The sequence below is a fragment of the Aeribacillus sp. FSL K6-8210 genome (assembly GCF_037963925.1).
GTDB classification, from domain to species: Bacteria; Bacillota; Bacilli; order Bacillales; family Aeribacillaceae; genus Aeribacillus; species Aeribacillus composti.
In genome coordinates, this window is record NZ_CP150172.1 from 3,399,357 (window position 1) to 3,420,717 (window position 21,361).

Here is a 21,361-nt window from a genome sequence, read left to right on the forward strand (position 1 = left end):
TTATCTAGGCTGATTGGTAATAAGAAAGTGGAAGGATGCCCGATCCTGCACAGGAATCCATGCTCCAATGCCTTGTTGCGTAACATTTTTGACAACAATTTGCTTCTTGCTTCCCTTTAACATTAAATACACTTCTCCGTAAGTGACTTTTCCTTTTTCGTTGACAGCGGGAACGTATGCGTATAAATACCCCATTTTTTTCGGCGGGATATTATATACTTGATTTTTTTTCGTCCCGAAGCCGACAATTGTTTCAAATGCTAGCGGCATTTTCGATTTCTTTGCCGCCTTCATCAGCATCAATTTTTTGACATCTTTATGATCAGAAATTCTAGCGGTTAATCCTCCTTTTACCCGTTTTTGTGCCTCCTGTTTATAGCTAATTTGAACGGGCGACTTACCGCCTCGATTGTCAAAAAAGTTTGTATTGATTTTTTGATACTCCCAATTGACTGTTGTTTCCTCAGATTCATAATTCAATGCCCACCGTCCCAAGTAAATGGCGGCTCTATATCCTATGGCGGTTGGAGAAGGTGTAATGGAAGACTCATTTAACATTTTAATTAAAACAGGATTTTCAATCGGGACGTTGGATGTTTTGATTAACTCTTTTGTTAATTCACTTGGCTGTAAATAAGGAAGATTTTGACTCGGATTTGGATACGTATTTTCTTTTGAAATATCCATCACCGATTTGGGGATAGTTGGTGCTTCAGCGAAGCTTAAGCTTGAAAAAACCGATGCAAGCATGACTGAAATAAATAACGTCATTAGCTGTTTCATGTGGTTATCTCCTTTCAAGTAGCCTTTGCTTGTAGTTTTTTCAAGCTATTTGTATTTTATCCGCAAAATATCTTTCTATAATAGATAGAAGCCTATCCCCATGATGACATAAGCAGCAAGCAAAGTAGCCCCTTCAAACCAGTTCGTATCGCCGTCATTGGAAATTACAATCATGAGCAGTACTCCTGTCGCCATGGCAATCAACTCAGGAAGTGTAAAGACGAGCGGCATTTTTTCTGAAAACAGAAGCGAAATTAATACAAGCAAAGGCGCAACAAACATGGCGATCTGCAAGGTTGATCCGATGGCGATTTCAACCGCTACATCCATTTTATTTTTGTAAGCCATAATAATCGCAGACGCATGCTCCGCTGCATTTCCAACAATGGCAACGACAATTACCCCAATAAATAATTCACTCCAGCCAAGTTCATGTGCGACCGTTTCAAACGTATGTACAAGATTTTCCGAAACATATGCAACCGCAATTGTTGCCAAAAACAAAATGATGGTTGCGATTTTGCCAGACCATTCCGGGCTTTCGTGTTCTTCGATCTGCTCCTCTTTTTTCTGATAAACTCCCCGATGGGTTACCAATTTAAAAAACAACGCGGCTAAATAGAGCCCGATCATAATGATGGAAATGCCAATGCTTAACGTCAATGTGTCCGTATCATTCATTGTTTGTGCAAACACTTCTGGAATGACAAAGGCAACAATGACCGCAAACATTAACAATCCAGAATTATGTCTTGCGTCGTATTCATTAAACTTCTGCCGCTTGTACTTTAATCCACCAACAAAAAATGATAAACCTGCAACAAGCAGCAAGTTGCCGATTACAGAACCTGTGAGAGATGCTAAAACAACTGAAATTAAACCTGCTTTTAACGCAAAGATTGAAATAATGAGCTCAACAGCGTTCCCAAAAGTCGCATTCAACAGTCCGCCAATTCGTGGACCTGCCACAATCGCCAAGCTTTCTGTCGCTCTTCCCATAAAACTGGCAAGTCCGATAATCGTTAAACAATAAATTGCAAATAGAAGCAGTGCATTCCAATGCATCAAACTGCCAATAACGGACAACGGCAATCCAACAACAACCAAGGTCGATAATATACGATTGAACATAAAGCTCACCACCCATATTTAGCAATAATTTTCCCGAAAACTTTGCTTACTTATTTTAACAAAAGTTGTTTAAAATAAACACTTCCTTCTAAAAAAGGCCGTTTACAATTATGGAAAAAATTTGTCCGTAAAAATTATTTTTATTCTGACATAAGCACTATATTTTGATAAATCGAGCATTTTGCAAAGAGTCAGTCAAGACTTTGTGGGAACTTTTTTGATTCGCTGAAAACAGATGTAAGTCATAGGTTAGCGAACCATTTTTTTGAATTTCATCTGTAAGCGCTTTGGGACTATCATCCCTTGCCATGACAGACCGATATGTATACCTTTTTTTACCATCCCTTGAATTCAGACAGGGCATGATAGATCGGCGTCCCGGACGATTGCTGTAAATATGGAAAAATTAGAGAAGGCCATTCAAAAGATTACAAATGAGATGAGACGTTGCAAAGAAGCGGGTTTTGTAGACGGTATTCCATTTTGGGAACAAGCGTTAAGTAAGCTACTGAAAGAGAAAAAATAAAGGTCACTTATCCATTAAGGCATTGTAATTAGTTTCATTCTTTTAAGGATTTTCGAGTTTGTTGGTATTTAGTCTACCAGTAATAAAGTTCTAGAATACTTTATTTAATGGTATTTTTATGTAAAAAAATGAAATATATGGAACTATATTGATAAAATTAACGTCTATAAGGTGTGATAGAAATTAATATACTAAGGAGGTAATTTAATATGCGTAAAAAATTTTACTTGGGGCTTTAAGTTTATCTTTGTTAGGAAGTACATTACCATCATACTCAGCGTTTGCGGCAGAAAAACAAGATACATTAAACGTCTATTCTCAAGGATATAATGTATCGTTATCAGAAAATCTTATTCAAACAGCTGATCAATATGTTGTTGTCGAAGAAAATAAATTTGTATTGAAAGATGAGAAAAAGTTAAAGGAGATTCTTTCTGAAAGAGATTTTGAGATTGTTAACTATTTAGTATCTCAAGCTAATAATAATTTAGAGACCATCAGTGGAGCTAATACAGCGGTAGTAGGAAATAGTGTTGTTGTAATGCCTAAAGACGTTTCAGCTAAAACTATTAGTTACGCTAAAGCTTCTGAAGGAAAAAGAGCAATTAAATTTCATTGGTGGGGAATCGAACTGTGGTTGACTAAGACTGATGTTCGAGCCATAGTAAAAGGTGGAATTTCTGGTGGTGCAGCATATCTAGGTAGTATATTTGGAATAGCTGGCGCAGTTGCAGGAGCTGTTGTAGGAGCCATAATATCTGAGTATATAACAGGTGTCCCGATTTATGTTAAATATACTTATGGTAATAAATATCCTCCTATTGTCTTACCTCAATAAAAAGGGTTGAAAATTATGAAAAAAGCTATTATATCTGCAATTTTTGCAGGATTAGTCGTTTTAATAGGTGAGTATATATTCACAAATAGCTTAATTAAGTTATCGGTTCAAATACCCGTGTTATTAATTGGTATTGTGCTGATATATAGGCTACTGGGAAAATAGATTGATACACATTTTCGCTGTATAAAATCTTTACAACATTCCCCTGTACTGTTTTAAGTGCAGGGGAATGAAGATAATTGCTAGTAATAGTCATATCCATTTTCTCCTTTATTTTTGATTTTATTTTAATTACTAACTCAACTTTCGCAGATAGAAATTGGCAAATAAGCCTTGATATAACTAGGAAGGCCTGCAATCCATTGCTGTAGTTGACTTTCAATGATTTTTTTGTCATTTTATTTATCTTTTTTAGGGTATCTTGAAGAAGCTCGATCAACTGCTGTAAAGCTACAGCCCAATCCAGTTCATTGATTTCATTGCATAGTTCATAAAAGAGACCGCCAATGGTCCGATCATCCGTGTTACATTGATTTTGCCACGAGAGAACGATGTAACGAGTAAACACAATGGTGGTATGGCTGATAAGCAAGTCGAAAGAACGGCCTTGGAATTCTCCCTGAAGGCGCAACAGTGATTTAGTCGTCTTGAAAAATACTTCGATGTCCCAGCGTATTCCATAGATGCGCACGATTTCTTGTTCTGTCAGGGTACAATCGGTGCTAAGAATGGCCACCCATTCGTTTTTCTTGTTTCGGTTTTGAATGAAGACCACTTTAACTGGTATTCCATTTGCCATCACCGTGTGAATGGAACGAAGGATTCCTTTCTTTCCTTGAACCGGATTAGACAATCGATAGAGTTCTTTTAAAGAGACGGCTCTGCCCCCTACGAGATAGCGTTGATTGGTCGCTTTCACCATGCCGATCACATCAAGTCCCTGTTCCACGATTGCTTGAATGAGAGGTTGTTGAGTAAACCATGTATCCATCAAGACGTAACGGGCTCCAACCCTGCGGTCAAGGCACGCTCAAGTATAGCAGGGATTTGTTCTGGTGCTGTCTGTAATGCCTCAACACGGCGTTTATCCCCTGATGTACGCTTATCTATTTTTTCTGAAATCCCATTGATTTGAGCCTTTTTGGAGCTCAATAAAGAAAAGTCAATCGGCATAAAGGAGTAGCCGTCAGACCAGCCTAAAGTAAGCATACGAAAGCCTTTATAGAATCGCTTCCGGAGCGACGAGTGATCCATACAACGTGCAAGCAGTTCCACTTTCTTACTGCGATTCCGTCCAAACATCGAATCATCAATAATGAATACTTTTACCCGGTATTTATCTGTTAGGCTACTAACCTTGGCAATGACCGAGGAACTAAAGGAAAGTAGAACGGCACCATGGTTGAGGAAACGGTAGACCGCATCCTTGACTGGCAGCTGATCCGCTTTTTTAGAGTCCAAAAGCCGGAACCAGTTCTTCTGTTGGAAAATGAGGCAAAACACCAGTTGAAACAAATAAGAACAGGTGAATCAGAGATTTTTTTGGATGTTTGCCTTTCGAAGATGTTTCAAGATTTCTAATTCGTTGAAAACGGATTTTAGTTTATTTGGTAATTGATTATTTTGTTCCTTCTGCTCTATCATTTAGAGGACACCATGTGCAAAATACTCAAATCTAAAAAATACAACAACAAGAAAAAAATGATGTCTGAAGCAGAAGCCTTTTGCCGATTACAGCTTCGGATGATTGACGGTATACTATAACGTGGTGGTTTTTGCAAACATTTCACAACGTTACCGTGCTTGGACCTTCTTCCCTTTTTAAAAATGAGGACAGCCGCATGGGTAAAGCCTGTCGATCATTTTGTAAAAAAACCCCTTTATTTTAATCAGGCGATATAGTATGATAATTTTAACGAAATGACCAAAATGTCCATTTAGTCAATCAAGAGGATGAGGAGCATGGCTATCGATCGAAAACAAAATATTATTGATGCGGCGACAAAATCTTTTTCCTTATTCGGGTATAAGGCAACGACGATAGAACAAGTGGCGAAACTCGCGAATGTAGGCAAAGGAACAATTTATACGTTTTTTAAAAGCAAAGAGGATTTGTTAGACGAAATTATTTCCTCAGTTATTGTAGAAATAAAAGAAACGGCAGAGCATGCAATGGACCCCGATCGTCCATTTCTTGAAAACGCCCATCGCGCTTTATATCGCATTGCAGAGTTTCGAAAGCAACATCCACTAACAATTAAGCTTCTCCAAGAAATTCGGGATATCGGGACTCCGGCCGTTCAAGAAGTGATGAAAAGATTGGATCGGGCGATTATCGCCTTTATCCGCGAAAAAATTGACAACGCCATAAAAAAAGGAGAAATTCGCAACTGTGATTCCGAAATCACCGCCTTTTTAATGTTAAAAATGTATATCGCCCTAAACTTTGATTGGGAAAAGGAACATGAGCCGCTGCCAAAGGAGAAAATCGCAGAATTATTTGAGCAGTATTTTTTAAAAGGATTGTCGAAATAGATAGTCCTTCTTCTTTTATCATAAAATGACTAAATGAGCAAAATGGTCAAAAGTACAAAAAAGGAAGGAGATAACCGTTGCGTGGAATCTCATTATTTTTACATGAGCTAAAAATGATTGTAGCGAATCGGAAAATTTTGATTCCTGTTATCGCTATTTTATTTATTCCCATTATGTATAGCGGAATGTTTATATGGGGATTTGGAGATCCGTATGGCCACTTAGAGAGATTGCCGGTCGCTGTAGTCAATCAAGACAAAGGGGCAACATTGAATGGGGAAAAGTTAAAGATCGGCGACGATCTAGTGGAAAATCTAAAAAAGAAAAAGCAGCTTTCTTGGGAATTTGTTGACGAGAAAGAAGCGGAAAACGGATTAAAAAACCGGAAATATTATCTAGTTATCAAAATTCCAGAAAACTTTTCAAAGCATGCAACTACGATAAAGGACGAACACCCTCAAAAAATGGAGCTCATTTATATGCCGAATGAGAGCATGAACTTTTTCGCAGCACAAATCGGGGATAAAACCATTGAAAAACTGAAAGAAGAAGTTGGTGATACATTAACGGAAACATATGCCGAAACAATGTTCCAAAATATTAAGAAGCTGGCAGAAGGGCTCGAATCGGCAAGCGAAGGAGCAAAGAAACTGCATGATGGCATTGATTCAGCAAAACAAGGAGCAATAAAGCTGAAGGACGGGGTTGATTCGGCCAAAGATGGTTCACAAGAGCTGTACAACGGCGCGCTCTCTGCGGAACAAGGAGTTCAAGAAATATATGGACATTTAAAAACGATGGCTGAAAAATCATTGATATTTAAAAATGGACTGCAATCCGCTAGTTCCGGAGCCGAGCGTCTGAACAGCGGAATGAACCGTTTTAATTCCGGTCTTGACCAATTGATTGCAGGTCAAGAGAAATTGCTCGATGGTGCAGAAAAGGCAAGAAATGGTTCTCAGCAGCTGGCGGATGGATTAAAGCAATCACTTCATGGAATGAAACAAATAAATGAAAAAGCTCCTCAGCTCGCAAACGGAGCCGAGCAAGTACGAAGCGGAGCCAGCAATCTGTCGTCATCACTCGGACAATGGGCTAAGGGAGCAGAACAAACGAAAACGGGAGCGGCACAGGTGAGTGCCGGACTGGAACAGCTGACAGCCCGGCTTGATGCTATGATCGCTCAAACGTCTGATCCGCAGCAAAAAACGGCACTCAAAGAACTGCGTGCAAGTGTAGGGCAGCTGGCGGATGGAAGCAAACAAGTAACAAGCGGTATCAGCCAGCTTTCCGAAAATGCTGCAGCATTGAAAGATGGAGCTGATCAGCTTTCTTCTGGATCAGCGCAATTGCATAGCGGAACAGTCGCTTTAAGCGACGGTCTCAAACGACTAGTAGCAGGGCAGGAGCAGCTCGCCGCAGGTGCCGAATCATTAGCTGGCGGACAGAAGGAGCTCTCCCAAGGATTATCGACATTCGGTGAAAAAATGAATGAAGCGAAAAGCGGAATAACCCAGCTGATGGAAGGAAGCGGACAATTATCAGCCGGCTTGCATGATCTCGCTTCCGGTTCTGATCAACTGCAAGATGGCACTAATCAGCTTGCTGCTGGTTCCGGCGAATTAGCAAACGGAATGGAAAAACTCACAAATGGGTTAGGAAACTTTTCACACGGAATCGAGCAGCTTTCTAACGGGTCTGGTCAATTGACGGAAGGAATGACGACGCTGGATAAAGGTTCTAATGAATTGGCAGAAAAATTGCACGATGGAGCCAAAGATGCCAGCAACGTCAAAGCGGACAAAGAAATATACGATATGTTTGCAAAACCTATTAAAATTAAAAACGAAAAATTAAACGAAGTTCCTAACTATGGAACGGGGATTGCTCCGTACTTCTTATCGCTGGGATTGTTTGTCGGCGCCTTGCTCGTAACAATTGTGTACCCTCTTCGTGAACCAGCAACTACACCTAAAACGGGAATGAGTTGGTTTTTTAGCAAGTTTGGTGTTCTCGTTATGATCAGCGTCATGCAATCGTTGATAGCCGATACAATTTTACTAGCAGGAGTAGGCATTGAAGTGCAAAGTATTGCGAGATTTATCGTATTTACGATCATCACAAGCTTAACGTTCATGACGTTAATTCAGCTGCTTGTCACAACGTTAAGTGATCCGGGAAGATTTTTAGCAATCATTATCTTAATCTTACAATTAACTACAAGCGCCGGTACCTTCCCGTTAGAGTTAATCCCAACAGCGTTGCAGCCGCTCCACAACTGGCTGCCAATGACATATTCCGTAGCCGGCTTCCGTTCAGTCATTTCGAGCGGCGATTATGCGTTTATGTGGCAAAATGCATTTATTTTGCTCACTTTTATGATCGTGTTTGTTCTCGCAACGATCACCTACTTTACAATCCAACATAAACGCCGTTTTAGCGAGGCCGTATAACTTTTTGTTTTTGAATTTGCCGGACGAACTTTTACACCTTCGACTCTAGCGTAATAACTGAAAGGAAATTTTTCAGAACTAAATGTGGTAAATCGGCAATGCCACAATTCCTCTTCATAAAAATGAAATAGAAGCAGATCTCTATCATCTGCTTCTATTTTTTTGTTGAAACTTTTATTCATTCAGCGATTCGCCAAAAAGGCCTTCAAAAATGGATTCTTTTATAGGACGACGAGGGGTTGGTGCCTCTCTTTCCTGCAGGCTTTCCGGCAGAGCTTCTTTTTCCCCTTGATAGCCAATTGCAATGAGCGCATTGATTGCATACTCTTCAGGGATGTTTAAAACTTGACGTGCTTTTTCAAAGTCTATGCCTGTCATCGGATGCGTAATCAAGTCTTTTCTTGTTGCTTCTAATGATAAATAGCCCCAAGCTGCACCTGCATCAAAGGCGTGGGAGCCGATTTCCCCCCGCTCGCTAGTCTTTTTAGAAATAATCAAGGCAAAAACCGGGACGTTTTTGCACCAAATTTGATTAAACTCGCCAATGAATGACATAAATCTTTTGCGGTCTTCCTCTGTGCGAGCGATAATAAAACGCCATGGCTGGAAATTGAAAGCAGAAGGCGCCCAGCGTGCTGCTTCAAAAAGGCTTAGTAACACATCCTCCGGGACCTCTTTAGTTAAAAACGAACGCGGAGACCAGCGTTTTAAATAAATAGAATCAATTTCATATTCGGCCTGGCGGGCAAGCTTCGTTTGTGTCATCACATTACCTCCTAGAAATCAGATCGGAATTATACACATTTATTGTATTACATTTTTTTCTAAAAACAATTTTTTTGCTCATAAAAGCTTTTATTTTAGTTCAAATGTTTCCGTAATGTTGATGCTGCCTTCTACTGATTGAACCATTGGACAATTTTTGTGCGCCAGCTCCAAGCATTTTTGAATTTGCTCACGGTCCAAATCCTCGCTGGAACTTGAAATGATGAAATGAAGATGAATTTTTTCAATTCTGTTCGCTTTTTCTTCGTTCCGTTCAACTTCAGCTTGAATCGTAATATCGTCATAAACGATTCTTTTTTTATCTAAAATTTTTCTGAAAACACTTCCGCTGCAGCCAGCAATGGCGGAAACCATCAATTGAAATGGACGGAATCCGTATGTAACATCACCTGCCACATGCAGTTCTCCGTATTCAAAAGTTGTTTTATATCCAATTTCCTTCATTTGAAATTCCATGCTGTATCATCTCCTCCATTAATATCTACAATTTTATTGTAATTGATTAATTTTTTTATTTGCAATTAATACAAATTGCGGGAAAAAAATTAAAAAATAAGTTGAACATCTACTCCATCTGTTATATAATAGTTTCAAAATAAAAAAACTGTATCATAACATTATAGAGGAGAGGGGAAAAATGATGAAACGGCAGGAAAGAAAAAATATGATTGATTTTATTGAAAAAATAGGAAATATTGATCGGGAAACGCTTATGTACATGACGGATGCGGACATTGAACACATTTATGCTTCTATTTATGATCGATATTTAGAAATGGCTGAGTAGAAAACGCAAAAGAAGCCTTCCGCCGCCGGAGGTCCGATGCGAACATTCCCGCAAAAAAAAGAAGCTTCAACGCGCAGACACTCAACCTCTTGCCGAACTTTATTTAATATAAAATTAAAGCTCTGAACTCATGGCAAACATAGCTAAATTCTCGTTGAATACAAAAACCCGGGCTGTCGAAAAAGTCGACAGCCCGAGGAATGCGCTTGATAATATCTCTTTTAATGGTAGCCGTTTTGGCCGTTCGCACTTCCGCTTGTCTTATGCTTCGGCTTGGATTTTGAGTTTTGCTTGTTGTGTTGACCGCCTTTTTTTGATTGCTTTGCCACTCGTATGTCCTCCTGTTTACGTCAATTTTTTCAGCCTCATTTTTAATATGACCATGTGAAATGAAAAAAAGTCTTCGAAATAAATGGCGGCCTTTATTAATTATTGGAATTTTTTGATAAAATTGCATTGATCTCCCCGCCTAATATAATAATAACCGCGGAAAGATAAAACCAAATTAGAAGAATGATCACCCCGCCGAGGCTTCCATATGTCACGCTGAAATTCCCAAAATTTCCGACATAGTAAGAAAAAAGAAGAGAAACAACAATCCAGCCAACGGTAGCAAATAAAGCGCCTGGATATGCTTCAGAAATTTTCATCCGTTTATTTGGCGCAATAAAATACAGTCCTGTAAAAACGATGCACAAAATAACAGCACTTAATAACCATCTTATCGTATTCCATATCGTTAAAAACACTTCTGTAAATCCGAACGCCCGAAATATAAACAAGCCTATCTCTCTGCCAAACACCGGAAGCAGCAGTGCAACTAAAATGACTAAAATCATGGCAAAAGTCAACAAAATAGACATCAAGCGAGCTACAAGGAAATGACGGTTTTCTTCCACTTGATATGCTTTATTAAAAGCTCTGACAATCGCATTAATCCCATTTGAGGCAGACCAAATTGTTCCAATGACTCCGAACGACAAAAGGGTCACATTTTGAGTTTCAATAATATGCCTCACATTGTTTTCGATCAATTTCATTGTATTTCCCGGTGCATATTGTGCGACAAAATCAAGAACAACATCTGAAGAGAGGGGCAAATATGCAAGGAGATTCATTAAAAAAATAAGGAATGGAAAAAGAGACAAAAGAAAGAAGTAGGCTAACTCCGCAGCTAAACTTGATATTTCATCTTCTTTAAACCGTTTAAAAAGCTCTTTAGCGATTTGAAGAAGGTTGATGTGGTCATCCATCTTGGCACCTCATTTCAAACTAGTTTCTGTCAAAGGCGCTCCTTCCATTTCTCTTTTGCTTCTTTCATTATTTCCATTACTTTCGGTGTCGTTTCTTTTAATTCTTTCACTTTTTCAGAAACAAATTCAATATCTTCGATTGTTTGCTCGATTGTTCTTTTGACAGAGTTCATTTTTTCCTTTGTTTTATCAGCAATCTCCATCGGATTTTCTGCGCACTGCTTGATTTTGCTAAAAGCTGATCTGCTTTTGCTGATTACATTGTCCCTTGTTTTTTTATCCAATAAAGAAAGCGCTGCGCCTGCGATCGCTCCGATGAACAGCCCTTTTAACAATTTATTTTGCGATTTCATTTGACTTTCACCTCTTCTACGAAAGATGGTGTTCTTCTTTGATCTTCTGGAGCAGCCCTTTGCAGCCTTTGACAACCATGTCATAAACCTCTTCAAAATTCCCAGTATAATACGGATCAGGGACGTCCAAAATATCAGCATCTGGTACGAAATCCATTAAACGACTGATTTCACCCGTATTGTTATATCCTGCCATCCGGCGCAAATTTCCTAAGTTTTCTCCATCCATGGCAATAATATAATCAAAATCTGATAAATCATTCTTATGAATTTGACGTGCTTTTAAACCTTCATAAGAAATTTGGTAACGGTCTAATATTTCTCGAGTCCCTCTATGCGGCGGGCTTCCTACATGCCAGCCTCCCGTTCCCGCTGAATCGACAAAAATTTTATCTTCCAGACCTTCCCGTTTAACTAAATCACGAAAAACCGCCTCAGCCATTGGCGAACGGCATATATTTCCTAAACAAACAAAAAGTACTTTTATCATTGCTGAAACCTCCTGAACCCATTGCTTCAATCGTTTTTTCATAAGCTGCAAAGAATAGTTTGGAAAGATCAATTTTTTTGATCATAATATTCAATCTTTCATAATACATGATACAATGAAACAAATAAAAAAACGAGAGGATGAAATCAATTGAATTTATGTGAAAAATCAGCAGAAAATATGGAATACATGATTAAAAAAATTACAGAAAAATTGAATATGATCAACATCAGTGCAGTTCAACCAACACATTTTAATGTAAATATGTATGAAGACCTAAAAGAAATTTATGACCATGTAATGAAAAAAAATACTTTCAGCCCCAGCGAAATGCAAGCAATTGCAGAGGAATTGGGGAACCTACGAAAGAGCACTCTTTAAGTGAATTGAGCTTTCTGCTGCTCGTTGCGAATGGGCTTGTGCAAATGACGGCAATAAGTGTTTAACTTAGCGATGTTGAAGTGTTGTGAAAACTCGCAGCTGCTGTCCTCATCAGTTTGCTTCAGTTGATTTGTTATATGTGGTTCTATACGCTTCTCAAAACGATGTTCGAGTCACATTAGGAACCGCCCAATCTGCCATCCATCAGAGGTTTAGCTTGGATTCTAAAGCAGGCGAATCGTGTACGCGCTCCATTTTCATCATTCTCTTTTTTCTTTTGCAAGAGAAAAATAAAGATAGACCTCCTTGTTGTTTAGAGGCCAGATTTCAGAAGAAATCGTTTTTACTTTAAAGCAGCTTTATAAATTCAGTATAAGCTGCTTTTTGCATAATAACTTTTTTGTCAAAACGGTGTCTATTTTTTGAACAAAATGTGAATTTTTTGTTTCGTTTTTGTGACAAATGATTTATAATAAAAGAAAACGTTTTCTTTGTTTGGGGGTCAAAAAAATGGTCGTGACACTCATGAAATATTTTTATTTATTCGTTGCTCTCTTCTGTTTATTGTCTGGAATTTTGGTCGGTTTTGCAAAGGAGCTTCCGCTTTCGGTGATAGTCATTTTCTTAGGTTTTTTCAATCTTGCTTTATATTATGTCTTCCATAGAGAAGCCTTGAAAAAACAGCAAATTTAAAAGAATGGCGAAAATAAAGGCACCATTCTTTTTCGAAAACGTCAAATAAGCTTTTTATAAACTTTATCTTTATAAAATTGAGATGCAGATGTGTTGAATATATTCCTTTTCTTCACGATTCGTTCCAATGCCAATTGTTTTTCCGACAGCTTTTGTTGTAATTTTTTCCTTTCTGCTTCATCTTCACAGCATTTTAGTAAATCTTGAATAGTTAATAGTTCCTTTTTCAAGTCATTTTCTTGATCGACCATTCCGGCGTTTCTCAAAAGACGATAAGCCATTCGGAGTTCTTCCGGAATATCAGACAAATCGTCATGCGGGAGAGGCTTCCCCATCCCGGGAAGTTCTTTAAACTCTCCCTCTTCATATGCCTTTTTGATCCGATCCTCAGCAATTTGTGCAAATATATCCACGCTTCATCCTCCCTTCGACCGTTATGTTCGTTCTTTTTCTAAACGCTTTACCCGCTTTTTCATCGCTTTTGTTAAATATCCGCCTTTAAAAGAACGAATTTCATATGAGCTTAAAAACGCTTTTGGTTCTATTTCATTGACAAGTTTTAAAAATTCTTCCTCCCGAGACCGTTTGGCAACAACTTCCAAACGATACCTAATCGAATTCATTCCTTCTCCTTGAAAGACCGTAACCCCAAAACCAGCCTCCCTCAATTTTTTGACTAATCCGGAATTTTTATCCATTAAATTCACATTGTATGTTACATATCCAAAAGCCAGCTTTTTCTCCAGTTCACCGCCCAACAACAGCCCTGCACCAAAACCGATAATATATGCACTAATATTGTAAATATTAGATAAATCTTGAAAAACTATTCCTAAAGCGACAATATAAATCGCTGCTTCTAGCAAACCTATACCAGCAGCAGCCTTTGTTTGATTTTTCACTAACAAAATAGTTCGGATCGTCAATACTGGTACATACAATAATTGCAGCAAAAAAATAAAAATTGCTTGTAGAAACATGTTGCCTAGACACTCCTTTGTTCCATCATACTATAAATTATTTTCAAAAAGAAAGAGCTATCATAAACTCAAAATCTGAGATTTGAAACTACATTTTTACAATTCATCTTGATCTGTTATTATGCTTCGAAACTTCCTTTTTCATGCGAATAGGCTGGCGCTTGAAATACATCGCTGTTCTCCATACCCACTCCAACGGCCCTAATTGAAAATATTTAAACCAAATATGGCTGATGATAAGCTGCACGGCAAAAATTGCGAGTGCAAGCCAAAAACCGGCGAAGGGGTATACTTTACCGTACAATCCCAATCCGTAATGATAAAAAATATATGTACAAATAACAGATTGCATGATGTAATTTGTCAATGACATGCGTCCAACAGGCGCAATCTTCTTAACAATTTGCCGACAGATTGGGTGAAAATATAAAAATATGAGAGAGATCACATAAAACAACATGAGAAATGGTGCACCGAACACCATGTAAAAACTATTTTTAGCGGTGACCGCAAAAATATTTAACGGAAGCCCAATGATAAGCCCGAAAAACCAGATGGCTGTTAATAACCTTCGATGCTTCTCCGGTTCTTGAAAAAGCTTTTGTTTCGCAAATATCATGCCAACTAAAAACATGCTGATATATGGGAGCATGTTTATTATATAGACAAGCGGTTGAAAAGGCCACATGCCAGACATAGACATGTAAAAAAGCCGATCATGAATACGCTGATGGAAAATATCAGTAAAACTTCCGTTTTGATATGAATGGATTGCGTTTCTTGCCTCCTCTTCCAGTAAGGCAGCCTGCTCTCTTTTTTGGACTAAAGCATCCTCACCATTGGATACAGCCGTCATCAAACCAATAAGGAGCAAATATAAACTAAATAAACATACAGTCCATACCAAAAGGGTTTTCCAGGAACACTTCCGGAAAAAAAGGAGAAGAAACCCCAGCACAGCATAATCCATTAAAATGTCTCCATCCCAGATGAAAAATGAATGAATTAGTCCAAATACAAAAAGCACCACCAGTCTGCGTATATATATAGAAACAAAGTTCCTGCCGTTTCCTAAAGCCCGTTCCTCCATGATGATGATTCCAAATCCGAACAATAATGAGAACATTGTAATAAACTTCATTTGTACAAATATTTCCAAAATATTTTTCGTTAGAAAATCCCATGTTCTCCATGTTTCAGTAAAAAAATTTTCGCTGCCTATTTGGTATAAATATACATCTGGATAGCTGAAATGCGCCATATTCACAAGTAAAATGCCAAATATCGCAGCCCCCCGCACCACATCCACTACTTCATAACGCTCACGTTTAAGATTCAAACCAAAACCCCCATTCTGAAAAAAGTTCTTATTGTTAACGCCCTTTTTTCATTACTTTTTGTCCAAAGGCTGCATTTCAGCTTTATCGTGTTTAAATTTATTTGAATATAGCGAAAAAAGAATGACAATTTTCTTATAGTCTATTATGATAGACATAAGATTCGAATATCAACAGATCCACAAGGGGAGCTATATGCTGAGAGTGGACGGATATTTCGTCCAGACCCTTTGAACCTGTTAGTTAATGCTAGCGTAGGGATGTGGAAGTATACTGATCCATGATACAGCCTTTTTCCCCCTTATGGATATTTGTTGATAGCAAATAATATACAGGGGGTTTTATTTTTGGAAAAAAATCGCTTATTACTATTAATAGAAGCAGCAATCTTTGCAGCATTGGCAGTTATACTTGATCTTCTCCCTTCCATTCAATTATCATCAGCCATTTCTATATCCATTGCCATGGTGCCTGTACTCATATTATCGTTTCGATCCGGTGCAAAGATTGGCTTCATTTCCGGCTTTTTATGGGGATTATTGCAAATTGTATTAGGTGATGCATACATCCTGACGCCTGTTCAAGGCTTCATCGACTATTTTCTAGCTTTTTCCTTTATCGGTTTAGCCGGTCTTTTCAGCAAAACTATCCAAAATAAGCTGAAAGATGGAAAGAAAAGCTCTGCTCTTGTTTTCATCATCTTTGGCGTCTTCATCGGAGCTTTTGCACGTTATTTTTGGCATTTTATCAGCGGTGTCTTTTTCTTCGGAGAATATGCACCAGAAGGAATGTCAGCGGTCGTTTATTCTTTGATCGTAAACGGCATTACGATGATAGGAGCCTTTGTATTATGCGCTGTCGTTACTGTTATTCTCATTATGGCGGCGCCAAGATTGGTTGTAAAATAAATAAAATAGTCCTCTGCAAAACATGCAGAGGATGATTTTGTTTATAGGGTAAATACTTTCGTTTCAACAGTGTATTTTTTTAATTTTTCACGGCTTACATGAAAACCGATCCCCGGGTTATCAGGCAAGGCAATTTTTCCATTATAAACCGATATTTCCGGTTCAATAATATCTTCTTCCCAATACTTAGATGAACTGGATATATCTCCTGGCAGTGTGAATTGTTCAAGTGTCGCTAAGGCTATATTATGGGCCCGTCCAATCCCTGATTCAAGCATCCCTCCGCACCAAACTGGAACATTTTGCTCTTTGCAAAAATCATGGATTTTTTTTGCTTCTGTCAAACCGCCAACACGGCCGATTTTTATATTCATAATTTTGCAGCTTCGAAGTTCAACAGCCTTTCGAGCATCTTCGAAGGAACAAATACTTTCATCTAAACAGATCGGTGTGTCCAATTCTTTTTGAAGTTTGCTATGATCCACAATATCATCGTGCGCAAGAGGCTGCTCAATCATCATTAATTGAAACTCATCCAATTGTTTTAGATGATTTATATCTTTTAATGTATAGGCACTGTTCGCATCAGCCATTAAATCCAAGTTCGGAAAATGCTTCCGTATTTCCTTAACTACTTCAATATCCCAACCGGGTTTAATCTTTATTTTTACTCTCTTGTATCCTTCCTCCTGATATTGTTCAATAAGACTGATTAAATCTTTTATTGTCGGCTGAATACCGATGCTCACCCCAGCTTCAACTTCTTTTTTCATTCCCCCGAGAGCTTGTGAAAGAGGTATATTTTGCTGTTTTGCATATAGATCCCACACGGCACCTTCCAAAGCCGCTTTTGCCATATAATTTCTGCGAATAAAACGAAACGATTCAGCCAACTCACGAGGATGATGAAACGTCGTCTTTGATAAAATCGGAATGAGGAAATCTTCGATCATGTGCACAGTTGTTTTCACGGTTTCTTCTGTATACCATGGAGTGGAAAAAGCAACCCCTTCTCCAAAACCGGCTGCACCATCATCATCCTTTACTTCTACGATCAACAATTCGCGATCGTGAATGTCTCCATAGCTAGTAGAAAATGGGGCTTTCAAACGCATCTGTAATATATGCAAAACAATTTTCTTAATTTTTATCAATTAAGAGCATCTCCTTTTTTAGCCAAGCTCTCAGCTAAGTTCGACAAAATCATTCCCATTCGCCAGAGGGCTCGATATTTCCCGGAAAATATTTCTTAAAATAGCGAATCCACTCGAACGTTTGTTTTACACTAATTATAAAATAAACGCTTTCTTAATGTAAAGGAGCAAGGGATTTCTTTATTTCCCTTATTGTTTATTGAACTGCAAAATCTCAAATAAATAATGAGATCAATCGTAGAAACGAGTCTCATCATGAGATTAATTTTTCCACTCAATAGTTGTCTTCTTCTCTTTGTTGACTAGCAATTTAAAAACATCAGGTCTTGCATAATGCCCAACAGGATCAAAATCAAACTGGCTATAGGCGATTTGTTTCATATCCAGTTCTGCAATGATGATGTCTTCCTTGCCAAATACGGGCTCTGCCACATATTCGCCCAACGGTCCAACAATGGCGCTACCACCTCTGCTCATTATTTCAGGTGAAGAAGCAAGTTCATCATAACAAGCCAAATCTTTCGGATACATATCTTTTGTCACATATTGATTGGCAGACAAAACAAAGCATCTCCCCTCCAAAGCAATGTGGCGGATTGTTGACTGCCAAGTTTCCCTTGCATCAGCCGTTGGGGCAATATAAATTTGAATTCCTTGTGCATACATCGCAGCCCTTGCTAACGGCATATAATTTTCCCAGCAGATTAGCGCCCCTATTCTTCCATAAGGGGTGTCAAACACTGGCAATGTGCTTCCATCCCCTTCCCCCCAAACAATCCGTTCTGCTGCAGTCGGTTTTAATTTGCGGTGTTTTCCTAACAACTGTCCGTCAGAATCGAAAAATAAAACAGAACAGTAAAGAGTCCCGCCGCTAAATTCATTATCCCTTTCTGTAACGCCTATCACAAGGTAGACACCTGCTTTTCGAGCCGCTTCGCCCAGTTGTTCCGTCGTTTCGTCCGGAACAGCTACAGAATTGCTCCAGTATCTATACCAATCCTTCCTCCCTTCAGCCGAACGGCTCCCAATCGTTGTACCGAAAGATAAGCCTCTAGGATAAGCGGAAATAAAAGCTTCAGGAAATACAACAATCTTTGCTCCTTTTTCAGCAGCTTGATGTATGAGGCTAACCGCCTTTTTTGTCGTGGCGTCCCGGTCCATAATAACAGATGAGGCTTGTATAACAGCAACTTTAACCTTTTGTGCTCTGTTCGACATATTCTTCCCCTCCACCAAATTGAAAAATCTAAAGCCATCTTAAATGCCGAAGCTCACGAACCTTCAAAGTCAATAACCTTCGGAAGTTGCCCCCCTATTCATCTTCCATAAAAAAATCTGCACAGGAAGGAAAACACTTTGAATAATCCTCTTTTTAAGCATAGAAGGGCCGGCCCATGTATTAGAGTTCAAAATAATTGGATTATGTTTTTCCATGAGAGCTTTTCATGTGATATCTCATCTGAAGTAATTTAATGATAATTTCTTAGCATGCTCCTTTGTACAATACAGCTGTGGCTGAGTGTCGAACTAACTATCAACACTTAATTCTATAGAAGCATTAAGCGTAAAATATGAGAAACGGTTTGAATTGGAGTATATTATTCATAATAAAAATGTTCAAAAATTTTTGGACCATCCAATCAAAGACTTTGTCAATCATCCAATTTCAATACTGCAACAGCCATTTATCCAAGACGAACCATAAAGTGAAATAAATTTGCCGAAAATCGCACATCTATTTTAAGGGTTTTCAACTTCAAGTAAAGAAAAAATCGGGCAGGACAGCTTTAAGCATTGCGTCCATGTTACAAAAGATAATGATTTTTCAGCAGCGTTCAAATCATGTGCTAAAAACTCCAAGTTAAAATAAAAGTGGATGGGTAAAATGTTACTGAATTGGATGGGCATTATTCTTTCATCTAGCGTTATAATTAATGTTTGAACAGGTTCAAATTTTGATGGATATAACAACATTTTCGATTATGTTCAATAGGAACATTCTATAGATAAATAACAAAGAACCTGGTTAACTTGCCATATAGCAGGAAGTGCCAAGCAAATCTAAAGGGTGAAGCATATGGACTGGAAACCGGATCGAAATGCAAAAAAGCCTATATATAAACAGCTGGCCGAATATATTGAAAATGGAATTGCGGATGGCACATTTCCCCCTGATAAACCGCTGCCTTCTGAACGGTTTTTGGCCAATAAGCTGCAAATAAACAGAAGTACAGTTGTGGCTGCATATGACGAATTAGAATCAAACGGACTTATCGAGAGAAAGAGAGGAAGCGGAACAACAATCAGCAAAGATATATGGGGCATGACAAAGAAGCGTGTACCAAGCTGGAATCGGTATATTGAGGCAGGATCGTTCTTGTCGAATTTACCTGTGACCCAGAGAATACGCAAAGAGATGGAAGAGCATAAACTAATCAATTTAGCTAGCGGTGAATTGTCGGAAGATCTTTTTCCAATCGACTCCTTGCGAGAAATCATTTCGACAAGGTCATTTATCGGAAGCCTAGGATATGATCATCCTCAAGGGAATGAGATATTAAGAAAAACTATCACAAAGCATGTGAAACGATATCGGAGAATTGAGACAAATCCGTCTTCCATTCTCATCACATCAGGAGCGCAGCAAGCTTTATATTTAATCGTCCAATGCTTATTAAAGCCGGGTGATGCGATAGCATTAGAAGAGCCTTCGTATTATTACAGTCTCCCGGTCTTTAAATCAACCGGAATTAGACCTTTCTATTTACCAGTTGACAAAGACGGTATAAACCCGGATGATTTGCTTCAATTGCATAAAAAACATCGAATCAGGATGATCTTTTTAAATCCTGCTTTCCAAAATCCATCAGGCGCTTTCCTTCATAAAAACCGGCGGGAAAAAATATTGGAAATATCGTCTGAGTATGGAATACCGATTGTTGAAGACGATCCTTACAGTTTAACGTCCTTTAATGGGGAAGAGACCTACCCGCTAAAATCAATGGATGAGCATGGAAATGTCTTATATATCAGCTCATTGTCAAAAATTGTTGCTTCTGGTTTGCGAATTGGTTGGGTTATTGGACCAAAGCCTGTGATTGAAAGATTGTCTGATGCCAAACAGCAAGTGGATTTCGGTCATGCCAGCTTTACTCAATGGATTGCCAATGATTTTCTGGAATCTGACGACTTCGATGCCCATATCAACTGCTTAGTCAAACGGCTCGAAAACAGAAGGGATCAAATTGTCAAAAGCCTTCGATTCTACTTAAAAGACGATGTTGATTTTTATATCCCACAAGGAGGCATTCATTTATGGTGCAAAATAAAGAAAGACTTTAATGAGATCCAGCTGCTAGAAGAGTCGATCAAGCGCGGGGTTATTTATGTTCCGGGCTCAACGCTTGGATCAAGTACAAAATATGTCCGTTTTACCTTCGCAAGAGAAAATGAAGAAAATATAAATGAAGGAATAAAAAGATTTGCTGATGCATTTTATAATATTCAGCATAAATAAATTCCTATTTTCAGGTGATTATCAAAATTCTCTACCACAATGTAAAGAGACAGGGAGATGGTTTTATGTATAGTATGTTATTGACCGTAGGCATTATTATTTGTGTACTTGCACTCATTTTAACTGCGTTTATCGGAAAAGAAGTAGGAAAAAAAATAGAAACATATAAAGCGATCGGGAACAGTCCCCATGATGAACTTACAAGGTCAAGGAAATATGAAACAAGCTCCTTTCGCAATGTTCGCTCGTTGACATGGATTTATACCTTATTGTTCATTGTCATCCTCATTGTATGTCTTATTTTTCTGTTTTAATGCTAAAGAAACGAACCTATGCAAACAATAATGAACTAAATATATTTAAACCTAAATCCTCGACTAACCCTTGCTAACGAAATGACGTTTAGCATGGTTGTTAGTTGAGGTTTTTTATTTTGGTTTTCATTGAATTTTC

The 21,361-nt window shown here is 38.4% G+C and carries 22 protein-coding genes, 1 pseudogene and 1 riboswitch; of the genes and pseudogenes, 10 read left to right on the forward strand and 13 right to left on the reverse strand.

From position 1 onward, the window contains the following. Window positions 1-783, reverse strand: coding sequence for a YfkD famly protein (locus NSQ41_RS16550; protein ID WP_094244469.1), 783 nt, complete (start codon window positions 781-783; stop codon window positions 1-3). Between the two features lie 75 nt (window positions 784-858). Continuing rightward, window positions 859-1,914 carry a calcium/proton exchanger gene (gene cax, locus NSQ41_RS16555; protein ID WP_066247744.1) on the reverse strand — a complete coding sequence of 352 codons (1,056 nt, stop codon included), beginning with the start codon at window positions 1,912-1,914 and terminating at the stop codon, window positions 859-861. A 397-nt stretch (window positions 1,915-2,311) separates the two neighbouring features. Between cax and NSQ41_RS16560 the strand changes: the two genes are divergently transcribed. Together NSQ41_RS16560 and NSQ41_RS16565 are read left to right on the forward strand one after the other, a co-directional pair. Continuing rightward, complete coding sequence (locus NSQ41_RS16560; RefSeq protein WP_339210386.1) at window positions 2,312-2,440, forward strand: hypothetical protein; 129 nt, start codon at window positions 2,312-2,314, stop codon at window positions 2,438-2,440. A 247-nt stretch (window positions 2,441-2,687) separates the two neighbouring features. After that, entirely contained in the window at window positions 2,688-3,278 is a 591-nt protein-coding gene (locus NSQ41_RS16565; protein ID WP_339210389.1) for a hypothetical protein, read from the forward strand. A 302-nt stretch (window positions 3,279-3,580) separates the two neighbouring features. Here the strand turns inward: NSQ41_RS16565 and NSQ41_RS16570 are convergent. Next, a pseudogene (locus NSQ41_RS16570) lies at window positions 3,581-4,925 on the reverse strand (transposase). Window positions 4,926-5,243: 318 nt separating this feature from the next. On the opposite strand from NSQ41_RS16570, the gene NSQ41_RS16575 reads away from it, so the two are divergent. After that, window positions 5,244-5,816 carry a TetR/AcrR family transcriptional regulator gene (locus NSQ41_RS16575; RefSeq protein ID WP_339210390.1) on the forward strand — a complete coding sequence of 191 codons (573 nt, stop codon included), beginning with the start codon at window positions 5,244-5,246 and terminating at the stop codon, window positions 5,814-5,816. 77 nt (window positions 5,817-5,893) lie between these two features. Beyond that, window positions 5,894-8,269: a YhgE/Pip domain-containing protein gene (locus tag NSQ41_RS16580; RefSeq protein WP_311066514.1), complete on the forward strand. Its 2,376-nt coding sequence runs from the start codon at window positions 5,894-5,896 to the stop codon at window positions 8,267-8,269. Window positions 8,270-8,443: 174 nt separating this feature from the next. Here NSQ41_RS16580 and NSQ41_RS16585 read toward each other — a convergent pair whose 3' ends face one another. Next, entirely contained in the window at window positions 8,444-9,034 is a 591-nt protein-coding gene (locus tag NSQ41_RS16585; protein ID WP_339210391.1) for a nitroreductase family protein, read from the reverse strand. Between the two features lie 90 nt (window positions 9,035-9,124). Continuing rightward, window positions 9,125-9,511 carry an OsmC family protein gene (locus NSQ41_RS16590; protein ID WP_063386769.1) on the reverse strand — a complete coding sequence of 129 codons (387 nt, stop codon included), beginning with the start codon at window positions 9,509-9,511 and terminating at the stop codon, window positions 9,125-9,127. Window positions 9,512-9,695: 184 nt separating this feature from the next. On the opposite strand from NSQ41_RS16590, the gene NSQ41_RS16595 reads away from it, so the two are divergent. Beyond that, complete coding sequence (locus tag NSQ41_RS16595; RefSeq protein ID WP_063386837.1) at window positions 9,696-9,842, forward strand: BH0509 family protein; 147 nt, start codon at window positions 9,696-9,698, stop codon at window positions 9,840-9,842. A gap of 425 nt (window positions 9,843-10,267) precedes the next feature. Here the strand turns inward: NSQ41_RS16595 and NSQ41_RS16600 are convergent, their stop codons facing one another. From NSQ41_RS16600 to NSQ41_RS16610, 3 genes are read right to left on the reverse strand one after another with little or no spacing between them, the layout of a single operon-like run. Then, the gene (locus NSQ41_RS16600; RefSeq protein ID WP_063386771.1) at window positions 10,268-11,095 is read right to left on the reverse strand and encodes a YihY/virulence factor BrkB family protein; all 828 of its coding nucleotides are present in this window, start codon (window positions 11,093-11,095) and stop codon (window positions 10,268-10,270) included. 29 nt (window positions 11,096-11,124) lie between these two features. Further along, entirely contained in the window at window positions 11,125-11,448 is a 324-nt protein-coding gene (locus NSQ41_RS16605; protein ID WP_311066515.1) for a YtxH domain-containing protein, read from the reverse strand. 16 nt (window positions 11,449-11,464) lie between these two features. Continuing rightward, a complete protein-coding gene (locus tag NSQ41_RS16610) occupies window positions 11,465-11,938 on the reverse strand; it encodes a low molecular weight protein-tyrosine-phosphatase (protein WP_130156865.1) in 474 nt (157 codons plus the stop codon). 150 nt (window positions 11,939-12,088) lie between these two features. Here NSQ41_RS16610 and NSQ41_RS16615 point away from each other — a divergent pair, with 150 nt between their 5' ends. Next, a complete protein-coding gene (locus NSQ41_RS16615; protein WP_063386774.1) occupies window positions 12,089-12,319 on the forward strand; it encodes a DUF1128 domain-containing protein in 231 nt (76 codons plus the stop codon). A gap of 510 nt (window positions 12,320-12,829) precedes the next feature. Continuing rightward, entirely contained in the window at window positions 12,830-13,012 is a 183-nt protein-coding gene (locus NSQ41_RS16620; protein WP_063386775.1) for a hypothetical protein, read from the forward strand. A 41-nt stretch (window positions 13,013-13,053) separates the two neighbouring features. Here the strand turns inward: NSQ41_RS16620 and NSQ41_RS16625 are convergent, their stop codons facing one another. From NSQ41_RS16625 to NSQ41_RS16635, 3 genes are all read right to left on the reverse strand, one after another. Next, entirely contained in the window at window positions 13,054-13,425 is a 372-nt protein-coding gene (locus NSQ41_RS16625; protein WP_063386776.1) for a DUF1992 domain-containing protein, read from the reverse strand. A 21-nt stretch (window positions 13,426-13,446) separates the two neighbouring features. Continuing rightward, window positions 13,447-13,992 carry a DUF2179 domain-containing protein gene (locus NSQ41_RS16630; RefSeq protein ID WP_063386777.1) on the reverse strand — a complete coding sequence of 182 codons (546 nt, stop codon included), beginning with the start codon at window positions 13,990-13,992 and terminating at the stop codon, window positions 13,447-13,449. A 103-nt stretch (window positions 13,993-14,095) separates the two neighbouring features. After that, window positions 14,096-15,331 (reverse strand): DUF418 domain-containing protein, encoded by a 1,236-nt coding sequence (locus NSQ41_RS16635; protein ID WP_242009353.1) that lies wholly within the window; start codon window positions 15,329-15,331, stop codon window positions 14,096-14,098. Window positions 15,332-15,503: 172 nt separating this feature from the next. Further along, a riboswitch (TPP riboswitch) is annotated at window positions 15,504-15,607 on the forward strand. Between the two features lie 69 nt (window positions 15,608-15,676). On the opposite strand from NSQ41_RS16635, the gene thiT reads away from it, so the two are divergent. Then, on the forward strand, window positions 15,677-16,237 hold the full coding sequence (gene thiT, locus NSQ41_RS16640; protein WP_066247732.1) for an energy-coupled thiamine transporter ThiT: 561 nt from the start codon (window positions 15,677-15,679) through the stop codon (window positions 16,235-16,237). A 41-nt stretch (window positions 16,238-16,278) separates the two neighbouring features. On the opposite strand, the gene menC is transcribed toward thiT, so the two are convergent. Together menC and NSQ41_RS16650 are read right to left on the reverse strand one after the other, a co-directional pair. Then, window positions 16,279-17,388: an o-succinylbenzoate synthase gene (gene menC, locus NSQ41_RS16645; RefSeq protein ID WP_339211647.1), complete on the reverse strand. Its 1,110-nt coding sequence runs from the start codon at window positions 17,386-17,388 to the stop codon at window positions 16,279-16,281. Window positions 17,389-17,652: 264 nt separating this feature from the next. Continuing rightward, on the reverse strand, window positions 17,653-18,609 hold the full coding sequence (locus NSQ41_RS16650; RefSeq protein WP_339210393.1) for a carbon-nitrogen hydrolase family protein: 957 nt from the start codon (window positions 18,607-18,609) through the stop codon (window positions 17,653-17,655). An 859-nt stretch (window positions 18,610-19,468) separates the two neighbouring features. Here NSQ41_RS16650 and NSQ41_RS16655 point away from each other — a divergent pair. Continuing rightward, entirely contained in the window at window positions 19,469-20,908 is a 1,440-nt protein-coding gene (locus tag NSQ41_RS16655) for a PLP-dependent aminotransferase family protein (RefSeq protein WP_339210394.1), read from the forward strand. A 65-nt stretch (window positions 20,909-20,973) separates the two neighbouring features. After that, complete coding sequence (locus NSQ41_RS16660; protein ID WP_339210395.1) at window positions 20,974-21,222, forward strand: hypothetical protein; 249 nt, start codon at window positions 20,974-20,976, stop codon at window positions 21,220-21,222. Window positions 21,223-21,361 lie beyond the last annotated feature (139 nt).

Excerpts from the sequence above, each read along its gene's own strand:
- NSQ41_RS16595 (WP_063386837.1), top strand. The coding sequence starts at position 9,696 with ATGAAACGGCAGGAAAGAAAAAATATGATTGATTTTATTGAAAAAATA.
- NSQ41_RS16600 (WP_063386771.1), bottom strand. The coding sequence starts at position 11,095 with ATGGATGACCACATCAACCTTCTTCAAATCGCTAAAGAGCTTTTTAAA.
- NSQ41_RS16620 (WP_063386775.1), top strand. The coding sequence starts at position 12,830 with ATGGTCGTGACACTCATGAAATATTTTTATTTATTCGTTGCTCTCTTC.
- NSQ41_RS16660 (WP_339210395.1), top strand. The coding sequence starts at position 20,974 with ATGTATAGTATGTTATTGACCGTAGGCATTATTATTTGTGTACTTGCA.
- NSQ41_RS16560 (WP_339210386.1), top strand. The coding sequence starts at position 2,312 with ATGGAAAAATTAGAGAAGGCCATTCAAAAGATTACAAATGAGATGAGA.
- NSQ41_RS16590 (WP_063386769.1), bottom strand. The coding sequence starts at position 9,511 with ATGGAATTTCAAATGAAGGAAATTGGATATAAAACAACTTTTGAATAC.
- NSQ41_RS16610 (WP_130156865.1), bottom strand. The coding sequence starts at position 11,938 with ATGATAAAAGTACTTTTTGTTTGTTTAGGAAATATATGCCGTTCGCCA.
- NSQ41_RS16650 (WP_339210393.1), bottom strand. The coding sequence starts at position 18,609 with ATGTCGAACAGAGCACAAAAGGTTAAAGTTGCTGTTATACAAGCCTCA.
- NSQ41_RS16575 (WP_339210390.1), top strand. The coding sequence starts at position 5,244 with ATGGCTATCGATCGAAAACAAAATATTATTGATGCGGCGACAAAATCT.
- NSQ41_RS16550 (WP_094244469.1), bottom strand. The coding sequence starts at position 783 with ATGAAACAGCTAATGACGTTATTTATTTCAGTCATGCTTGCATCGGTT.
- NSQ41_RS16585 (WP_339210391.1), bottom strand. The coding sequence starts at position 9,034 with ATGACACAAACGAAGCTTGCCCGCCAGGCCGAATATGAAATTGATTCT.
- NSQ41_RS16630 (WP_063386777.1), bottom strand. The coding sequence starts at position 13,992 with ATGTTTCTACAAGCAATTTTTATTTTTTTGCTGCAATTATTGTATGTA.
- NSQ41_RS16655 (WP_339210394.1), top strand. The coding sequence starts at position 19,469 with ATGGACTGGAAACCGGATCGAAATGCAAAAAAGCCTATATATAAACAG.
- NSQ41_RS16605 (WP_311066515.1), bottom strand. The coding sequence starts at position 11,448 with ATGAAATCGCAAAATAAATTGTTAAAAGGGCTGTTCATCGGAGCGATC.
- cax (WP_066247744.1), bottom strand. The coding sequence starts at position 1,914 with ATGTTCAATCGTATATTATCGACCTTGGTTGTTGTTGGATTGCCGTTG.